This is a genomic window from Mesorhizobium sp. M8A.F.Ca.ET.161.01.1.1, assembly GCF_004792105.1.
Classification (GTDB): Bacteria; Pseudomonadota; Alphaproteobacteria; order Rhizobiales; family Rhizobiaceae; genus Mesorhizobium.
In genome coordinates this window covers 266647-275058 of the sequence record NZ_SRTD01000010.1, presented here as the reverse complement: position 1 = coordinate 275058, position 8412 = coordinate 266647, and the positions used below count along the sequence as shown (strand labels likewise).

8 protein-coding genes and 1 pseudogene are annotated in these 8412 nt (G+C 63.1%); 3 read left to right on the top strand and 6 right to left on the bottom strand.

The features are described 5' to 3' along the window. Positions 1-120: 120 nt before the first annotated feature. Positions 121-210, top strand: a pseudogene (locus EN804_RS38080) (exonuclease); the annotation flags it as partial. A gap of 32 nt (positions 211-242) precedes the next feature. Here the strand turns inward: EN804_RS38080 and EN804_RS23805 are convergent. From EN804_RS23805 to EN804_RS23790, 4 genes are all read right to left on the bottom strand, one after another. After that, the gene (locus EN804_RS23805; RefSeq protein WP_245464412.1) at positions 243-821 is read right to left on the bottom strand and encodes an ABC-type transport auxiliary lipoprotein family protein; all 579 of its coding nucleotides are present in this window, start codon (positions 819-821) and stop codon (positions 243-245) included. Positions 822-930: 109 nt separating this feature from the next. Next, positions 931-2304 carry an MlaD family protein gene (locus tag EN804_RS23800; protein ID WP_127279083.1) on the bottom strand — a complete coding sequence of 458 codons (1374 nt, stop codon included), beginning with the start codon at positions 2302-2304 and terminating at the stop codon, positions 931-933. A gap of 14 nt (positions 2305-2318) precedes the next feature. After that, a complete protein-coding gene (locus EN804_RS23795; RefSeq protein WP_127872567.1) occupies positions 2319-3128 on the bottom strand; it encodes an ABC transporter ATP-binding protein in 810 nt (269 codons plus the stop codon). Positions 3129-3132: 4 nt separating this feature from the next. Beyond that, positions 3133-4320 (bottom strand): ABC transporter permease, encoded by a 1188-nt coding sequence (locus EN804_RS23790; protein ID WP_127872568.1) that lies wholly within the window; start codon positions 4318-4320, stop codon positions 3133-3135. Positions 4321-4397: 77 nt separating this feature from the next. On the opposite strand from EN804_RS23790, the gene dgcA reads away from it, so the two are divergent. Next, entirely contained in the window at positions 4398-5381 is a 984-nt protein-coding gene (dgcA, locus tag EN804_RS23785; protein WP_135921512.1) for an N-acetyl-D-Glu racemase DgcA, read from the top strand. On the opposite strand, the gene EN804_RS23780 is transcribed toward dgcA, so the two are convergent. Further along, positions 5352-6566, bottom strand: a complete 1215-nt coding sequence (locus tag EN804_RS23780; RefSeq protein WP_127281168.1) for an MFS transporter — start codon at positions 6564-6566, stop codon at positions 5352-5354. The two genes, dgcA and EN804_RS23780, sit on opposite strands and share 30 nt — an antisense overlap. A gap of 130 nt (positions 6567-6696) precedes the next feature. Further along, positions 6697-7512 carry a UDP-2,3-diacylglucosamine diphosphatase gene (locus EN804_RS23775; protein ID WP_135921511.1) on the bottom strand — a complete coding sequence of 272 codons (816 nt, stop codon included), beginning with the start codon at positions 7510-7512 and terminating at the stop codon, positions 6697-6699. A gap of 119 nt (positions 7513-7631) precedes the next feature. On the opposite strand from EN804_RS23775, the gene EN804_RS23770 reads away from it, so the two are divergent. Next, positions 7632-8411 (top strand): SDR family oxidoreductase, encoded by a 780-nt coding sequence (locus EN804_RS23770; protein WP_027146364.1) that lies wholly within the window; start codon positions 7632-7634, stop codon positions 8409-8411. Position 8412 lies beyond the last annotated feature (1 nt).

Sequence of the window (8412 nt, the reverse complement as noted above, 5' to 3'; positions counted from 1 at the left end):
CGCTCACGGAGATCGTTTGAAAGCGCTCGCGTCATCAGATGCTGGCCTCCAATCCAGCCAGCATCTTGAATCACAAACCAGCTGCTTTGGGAATCCTACGATTCTCTCAAAACAGGAACCGCTCTAGACGATGCGCTGTCCGTCACCTACACCCTGCAGCACCTGATGAAGACTGGAAAGCTGCGGCCGGACGTCTTCGACCGTCCGTAGCCCGAAAGATGGAACTCCTGCGCGCCTGGCGCTCAGATCACCGAATCGGTCCAGCGGACGATCTGCTTGGCCGCATCGCCGAAGGCCGCGTCGAGCGCGCCGACATAGGCCGGGTTGCCGCTGCCTGATACGGGTGCAGATGCGGTGAAGCTCTTGGAAGCCTTCACTTCGCCGTTGCGGTCGTTGAGCAGGCGCACGAACAGGTCGACCTCGGCATGTTCGCCGCCATTGACGCGGACCTCGAAGGACCGGACCTCGACGATCACCTGATAGTCGATCGCCAGCCCCTCGCCCGGCTTGCCGACGCCGGCAAAGCTGCCCGAGCGCTGGAACGTCTCGGCCAGCCGCGCCTGCACGATCAGCGGCAGGCGGTCGGCCCATTGCGCGCCCTTCAGATACTGGATCGAGCGGTCGGAGGGTTTGATGACGATGTTCTGGCTGTCCAGCGCCTTCAACGCCGAAGGCTGGGCGATCAGGATTTGCTTGCGGCTATGGCCATGCGCGTCGACCGATGGCGCCGACAGTTCGAACGTGTCGAGCGGTGCCGGCTTGCCGCCGAGAGCCGCGCAACCGGCAACCGCCAGGACAAGCAGCAGCGCAGCTGATTTCAACCCGCCTGTTCCAAGCCTACTCAACGCCACGCGTGATCCCCGCTGTCCCCGATCGTAAGATCAAACCCGCATTCACGAGCACTGTTCTTGCGGCGGGGCGGCGCCGAAGTCAACGCCGCGCCCTGCCGTCGAACTGACGAACCTCGCCCTCGCCACCCGAAAGGATGCGCTGCGGATTGCGGCTGAGATCCGTCACCGCCTCCTCGATGCGGTTGATCGAGCGGCGGCTGTCCTGCACCAGCGCCTCGACATTCTGCAACCCCTGGCCCGAGAAGCGCGCCAGATTGTCGGTGATGACCCCAAGGCGGGCGTTCAGCGTATCGGCGACCTGCTTGAAGGATTTCAGCGTATCCCTTGCGTCGGCCATCACGCCGTCGGCCTGACCCGAGCCGAGCAGCTTGTCGACCTTGGCGAGGATGCCGTCGACCCGCACCGAGGCGTCGTTGAGCCGTTGCGCCAATTGCCTGGCGTCCTTGATTGTCTGGTCGATGTCGTCGGCCCGATTGGCGATCTTGCCGGTCACCTCAGCGATATCGGCAGCCGCCTTGTTGGCGTTGTCGCTGGCCTTCTGGATGTTGGCGAGCGCTTGGCGCACCTGCGCCGGGTCGATGCCGTCGAGTACGCCATCGACCTTGGCCAGCGTGCCTTGCGTCTGCTTGGCGAAGTCGTTGACCGATCCGACAGCCGTATCGACGTTCTTGATCACGCCATCCAGCTGCCGCGAGGTTTCCTTGAGGTTCCCCGTCACCGTGTCGACATTGGCAACGATGCTCTTGATCTTGTCTTTGTCGACGGCATTGAGCAGGCCCTCCGCTGCCTTCAACGTGCCGTCGAGCTTGCCTGAAACGCCTTTCAGCTCATCGGACAGCGCGCTGACGGCGGACAAGAACTTGTCGATGCCGTCGGAATTCCTGGCCAGTGCATCGGAAAACGTCCGTACGTTCTGCACGGTCTGCGTCAGCGGCCCGCGGACATCCTTGGTGAAGCCCTCCAGCTCCGTCAGCACCTTGTCGGCGCGGGTAAAGATGTTCTGCGCCGTCTGCAGCAGATTGGTCACGGCCGAAGGATTGGCGATAATCTCGGCAACCTTGCCCTCCTTTTCAGCCTGGTCGAGCAGCTTCACTTCCTTGGGGTCGGCGCCCTTGAGCTCGATATTGGCCTGCCCGGTAAGGCCGGCAAGGCCGATATCGGCCTGCGTCGACTTGGTGATCGGCGTCATCCGGTCGATCTCGGTGTCGGCGATGGCGACAGTCGGATTGTCGACGTCGATATAGACACGCTTGACGTCGCCAACCTTGACGCCGTTGAACAGCACGAAGCTGCCGCGGCCGAGACCAGAGGCCGAGCCCGGAATGCGCACCCGCAGCAGCGTCGTCTCGCCCCTGTCGCCGATCGCGGCCGTCCAATAGACGAAGCCGAAAGCCGCCAGGATCGCAACCAGCGTGAAAATGCCGACAATGACGTAGTTGGCTCTGGTTTCCATTGCCTCACTTATGGCTATGCGCGAGCGGCAAGATCAAGTTGCCGTGCGCGTTTTCCGCGGAAATAGGATTTCACCCACGGTTCCTCGCTCTTCAGCATGTCGTCGATAGTGCCTTCGACCAGGACCTTTTTCTTGCCCAACACCGCCACGTGGTCGCAGGCTGTAAACAGCGTATCGAGGTCGTGGGTCACCATGTAGACGGTCAGGTCCATGGTGTCGCGCAGCTTGACGACGAGTTCGTCGAACTCGGCCGCGCTGATCGGATCGAGGCCCGACGTCGGCTCGTCGAGAAAGACGATGTCGGGGTCGAGCGCCAGCGCCCTGGCAAGCGCGGCGCGCTTGATCATGCCGCCGGAGAGTTCGGAGGGAAACTTCTGCGCCGCATCCGGCGGCAGCCCGACCAGCTCGATCTTGAGCAGCGCCAGCTCGTCCATCAGCTTCCTTGGCAGGTCGAGATATTCGCGCATCGGCACCTGCACGTTCTCCATCACGGTCAGCGCCGAAAACAGCGCACCATGCTGGAACAACACGCCAAGACGCATGTCGATGCGCAACCGCTCGATGTCGCTTGCCTTGTCGACGTCGACGCCGAACAGTTTGATTGTTCCCGACTGCTTGGGCATCAACCCAAGAATGGTGCGCAACAGCACGGACTTGCCGGCGCCCGAGGCCCCGACGAACCCCAGTATTTCGCCGCGCGTGATGTCGAGCGACAGCTTGTCGAGGATCAGTTTGTCGTCAATGGCAACGGTGACGTCGTGCACCGAAAGGACGATTTCGCTGTCGACCTCGTCCTTCACCTCGACCCCATTGCCCTTCGCCATCTTGTCAGAACTCGATCGCTGCGTAGAACATGGCGAAAAGCCCGTCGAGGATGATGACGACGAAGATCGACTTCACCACCGAAGCGGTCACGTGCTGGCCGAGCGATTCGGCGCTGCCGCCAACCTTCATGCCCTCGACGGAGGCGATCGTGCCGATGATCATGGCCATGAACGGCGCCTTGATCAGGCCGGCGAAAATCGTGCTGAGATCGATTGCGACACGCAACCGGTCGATGAAGGCAGCGGGCGGGATATCGGAGTAAAGCCAGGCGGCGACAATGCCGCCGCCAAGTGCGGCAAAATTCGCGATGATCGTCAGGCAGGGCAAGGCGATCACCAGGGCAACCAGCCGCGGAAAGACCAGGACGCCGATCGGATTGAGGCCGATGACCTTCAGCGCATCAACCTCCTCGCGCATCTTCATGGAGCCGATTTCGGCAGTGATCGCGCTGCCGGAGCGGCCGGCGATCATGATTGCCGTCATCAGCACGCCGAGTTCACGCAGGATCAGCACGCCGACGAGATCGACGACGAAGATGTCGGCGCCGAAATAACTGAGCTGATAGGCGCCCTGCTGGGCGACGATGGCCCCGACGATCGCCGACATCAGCACCACCACGGGGATAGCGCCGACGCCCATGCGATCGATCTGGTTGAAGATCGCTGCCGGGTTGACCGCATGGCCGCGGCCGAGCTTCATCTGCGCGCCGCGGATGGTGGCGCCCAATATGTTCATCGAGGCGAGGAAATCGTCGCGCATCTCGTAGACGCGCCGGCCAACCGCCTCCAGCGCCCGAATGACAATGTTGGGCGGCCGCGCCGGTCCGGATTCGGGCTCGCGCCGGACGGCTTCGCCGACTGCTTCGAGCAATATGGAAGCGACGTCACTTTGGCCTTGCAGCCGGACCTCGACATTCTTCTTCTCGAAGACGCTGACCAGCCGGTCGATCAGCCAGGCGCCGGCGGTATCGATCTTCTCGATTTTCGAAAGATCGAGCGCCAACGTCTTGAAACCGCTTCGCTTCTCGATCTTGCGCATCTCGGCGTCGATCAGCGCCACGGTCCGTGTCGTCCAGACTCCGGAAAACGCGCAGCCGAGGACGCCACCCTCCTCGCCGACCGCCACGCGCGGGTCGTGATCAGCCCCCGAGGCGGTCGTGCCGCTTGCGTCGCGTTTACCGATGGTCAACATGGCGTCCTGTTTAGCCTGATGGGTCCGACCTTGTCGATTTGCCGACAACCCTTCTCGCATAGCCGGAGCAGAAAAATATGGCGCGTGTCATTTCGGTCGAGGCCGAGCGTTTTCCGATCGCCGGGACCTTCACCATTTCGCGCGGCTCCAAGACCGAGGCCGAGGTCATTACCTGCACGATCAGCCAGGGTGGCCATAGCGGGCGTGGCGAATGCGTTCCCTACAGGCGCTATGGCGAGACCATGGCTGGTGTCCATGACGCGATCCAGGCGATGAGTGACCGGATCGCCGGCGGGATGGACCGCATCGCCCTGCTCGACGCAATGCCTGCCGGGGCGGCGCGCAACGCTGTAGACTGTGCCCTTTGGGATCTTGAAGCCAAGATCAGCGGCAATCCGGTGGCGAACGCAATCTGGCCGGACCCGTTGCATCGGCTCGAAACCGCTTACACGCTGTCGCTCGGAGAACCCGAGGCGATGGCGGCGCAGGCCCGCGCCAACGCCGGCCGGCCGCTGCTCAAGGTCAAGATCGGCGGCGACAACGACATCGCCCGCATCCGGGCGGTGAGACAGGCCGCGCCCGAGAGCCGGTTGATCCTCGATGCCAATGAAGGCTGGACCGACGACAACATCGTCGCGAACCTCGCCTTTGCCGCCGAACAGGGCATCGCCCTGATCGAGCAGCCGCTGCCGGCGGGCCGTGACGGCATCCTGCGCCACATCGCGCATCCAGTGCCGATCTGCGCCGACGAGAGCATTCATGAAGCAGGGACCCTCGAAGCGCTTGTCGGGCTCTACGATGCCGTCAACATCAAGCTCGACAAGTCCGGCGGGCTAACGGCGGCGCTCACCCTGCGCGACCGCGCTCGTGAGCTGGGTTTCGGCGTCATGGTCGGCTGCATGGTCGGCACCTCGCTGGCAATGGCGCCGGCCGTTCTGCTCGCGCAAGGAGCCGATTTCGTCGACCTCGACGGCCCGCTGCTGCTTGCCCGGGATCGTGTGCCGGGTCTCGTCTACCAGGGATCGCTCGTCTCACCCCCGGACCGGGCGCTGTGGGGCTGAGCGGGCCGCAAGCCCGATCAGCACGAGGCCAATGATCGCGATCGGGATCATCGCCAGGAAGCCATCGACGCCGAGACGGTCATAGAGCGGACCGGAGGCAAGCGTGACGGCGGCCATGAAGAAGCCATTGAAGAAATAGGCGATGCCTTGCGCGGCGCCCGTGCGTTCTTCTGAGACGGTTTCGGCGATCATCTTCTGCAGGCCGATCAGCACCATTGCGACAGACACCGAATGCAGCGACTGCACTGCGAAAAAGCCGCCGACGCCAAGGCCGAGCGGCCACACCAGCGGAAAGGCGATCCAACGCACGATCGAGCCGATGCCGGCAATGAGCATAACCCGGACGACGGGTACGGAGGCGAATATTCGATTGAAAAACAGGAACATGCAGACCTCGGACACCACCCCCCATGCCCATAGCAGGCCGACGACGGAATCGCTGATGCCGATCGATTTCCAATAGATCGAGACGAAGCCATAAAGGAAGGCGTGGCTGGCGGTGATGATGCCGACGCCAAGCGTGAAATAGAGGAAATAGGCATTGAACAGGCCCGGCGCCGCGTGCTGGATTTCCGTCGCCGACAGCGGCGAGGCCTTGCGCGGCTTCCCCAGGCGCGGCGCCATCAGGCCTGCGGCGAGTGCCGCGCCAAGGGCAAGGAATATGATCACCGGAACGGCCCGGGGACCAGTAGCCGCCAGAATGAAGCCGCCCGCGACATTGGCCAGGAGATAGCAGATCGATCCCCATTTGCGCATGCCCGCATAGTTTGACCCGAAGCGGCGCACGCCCGAAAGCGCCAGCGAATCGGCGATCGGCGAATGCGGGGTCCAGACAATGGTCAGCAGCAACGACACCGCCAGCACCGTCGCGTAGGTCGGCGTCAGGAAATACCCCGCGGACAACAGCAGCGAGGCCGCGACGAGCACGACATAGACATCGGCGCGGTCCCTGGCTCGATCGGCAAGCGTGGTCAGCAGCGGTGTCGTCACCACGCGCAGGAACATGGGCGCCGCAAGGATGACGGCGATCTGTTCGGCGTGAAACCCCTTGGCCTGCAGCCAAAGCGGGAAATAGGGCAAATGGGTGCCAAGCGATATGAACAGCGTGCCGAAGATGAGGCTCATGCGCAGCTCAAAACGGCTCGGCTTCACGAGTTGTTCGGGCGAAAGCGGCGGCAGCGGCATGAATCGATCCAATGACGCTGCGCTCAACGACCGGCGAGCAGCGCAAGCCGATCCTTAACATGAGGAAAAACCGGGCGAAACCGGCTGGACCAGTCGATTAACACCAGAAAGTACAGGGCCGGCTTCCGCCTCAGGCGGCCTGCACCATCCTGTCCTCGATCAGCATCGGGATGAAGGGCTCGTCAGGCGCCTCAGGCAGCACATGCGCCCAGGTCAGGATCTCCATGCGGCCGTCGAAATGCTCGACCACAGCGGTGCAGCTCTCCACCCAGTCACCGGTGTTGATGTATTGCACGTCGCCATAGCTTTCGATGGCGGCATGGTGGATGTGCCCGCAGATGACGCCGTCGACATGCGAGCGTCGCGCTTCCTCGCTGAGCACCGTCTGGAACGAGCCGATGAAGTTCACGGCCTTCTTGACCTTGACCTTGGCCCAGGACGAAAACGACCAGTAAGGCAGGCCGAGCAGCTGACGCAGCCGCGTGATCACCCGGTTGACCTGCATGGCGGCGTCATAGGCATGGTCGCCGAGATAAGCGAGCCAACGCTGGTTGTGGACGACGGTATCGAACTGGTCGCCATGAATGACCAGCAGTCGCCGGCCATCGGCGGTTTCGTGGATGGCGCGGTCGGCCACGACGATGCCGCCGAAATGCACGCCCTGGAACTGGCGCGCGAATTCGTCGTGATTGCCGGCGATATAGGTGATCGAGGCGCCCTTGCGCGCCTTGCGCAGCAGTTTTTGCACGACGTCATTGTGACTTTGCGGCCAGTGCCAGCTGCGCCTCAGGCGCCAGCCGTCGACGATATCGCCGACCAGATAGATGATGTCGGCATCGTGGTAGCGCAGGAAATCGATCAGGAAATCGGCCTTCGCCGCTTTCGAGCCCAAATGGACATCGGAAATGAACATGCTGCGGAAAGTGCGGGGCTCTTGGCCTGACATTGCGGATTCACCCTTGCTTTCGACCAGCCTATGCTCCGATTCATGCAACAACCGTATGACGGTTGCGATTGGTCCAGCGCTGGCGCTAGCCTGCCGGGCAAATCAAAGGAGAAATCGTCATGGATCTTGGTATCCGCGGAAAGAAGGCCATCGTCTGCGCTTCGAGCAAGGGGCTCGGGCGTGGCTGCGCCATGGCGCTGGCCGAGGCAGGCTGCGACATCGTCGTCAATGGGCGCAATGCGGAGCTGGTCGCCAAAACCGCCGCGGAGCTGCGCCAACGCCATGGCGTGACGGTGACGGAAGTCGTCGGCGACGTTTCGAAGCCGGAGGTACAAAAGGCGTTACTCGCCGCCTGTCCGGAACCCGACATCCTCGTCAACAACAATGGCGGGCCGCCGCTCCGCGATTTCCGCGAGCTCGATCGTGGAAAAATCCTCGAAGGCGTTACCCAGAACATGGTGACACCGATCGAACTGGTGCAGGCGGTCATCGACGGCATGGCGGCGCGCGGCTTCGGGCGCATCGTCAACATCACCTCGCTGTCGGTCTACGTCCCGATCCCCGGCCTTGACCTCTCATCGGGTGCGCGCGCCGGCCTGACGTCGTTCCTTGCCGGCGTGGCGCGCACGGTGATCGAGCGCAACGTGACCATCAACAGCCTGCTGCCGGGCAAGCTCGACACCGACCGGCTGCGCGGCCCGCATGAGGCCGGCACGCCGGAGGATCCCAAGGCGGCCGCGGCGCGCAAGACCCGCATCAGCGCCGACGTACCGGCCAAGCGGCTCGGCACGCCGGAGGAATTCGGCCAGATCTGCGCCTTCCTGTGCTCTGTCCATGCCGGCTATCTGACCGGACAGAATATACCCGTCGACGGAGGCCTCTACGTCAGCGCCTTTTGAC

Coding starts and splice junctions, on each gene's coding strand:
- EN804_RS23800 (WP_127279083.1), bottom strand. CDS start 2,304: ATGGAAACCAGAGCCAACTACGTCATTGTCGGCATTTTCACGCTGGTT.
- EN804_RS23795 (WP_127872567.1), bottom strand. CDS start 3,128: ATGGCGAAGGGCAATGGGGTCGAGGTGAAGGACGAGGTCGACAGCGAA.
- EN804_RS23790 (WP_127872568.1), bottom strand. CDS start 4,320: ATGTTGACCATCGGTAAACGCGACGCAAGCGGCACGACCGCCTCGGGG.
- dgcA (WP_135921512.1), top strand. CDS start 4,398: ATGGCGCGTGTCATTTCGGTCGAGGCCGAGCGTTTTCCGATCGCCGGG.
- EN804_RS23780 (WP_127281168.1), bottom strand. CDS start 6,566: ATGCCGCTGCCGCCGCTTTCGCCCGAACAACTCGTGAAGCCGAGCCGT.
- EN804_RS23775 (WP_135921511.1), bottom strand. CDS start 7,512: ATGTCAGGCCAAGAGCCCCGCACTTTCCGCAGCATGTTCATTTCCGAT.
- EN804_RS23770 (WP_027146364.1), top strand. CDS start 7,632: ATGGATCTTGGTATCCGCGGAAAGAAGGCCATCGTCTGCGCTTCGAGC.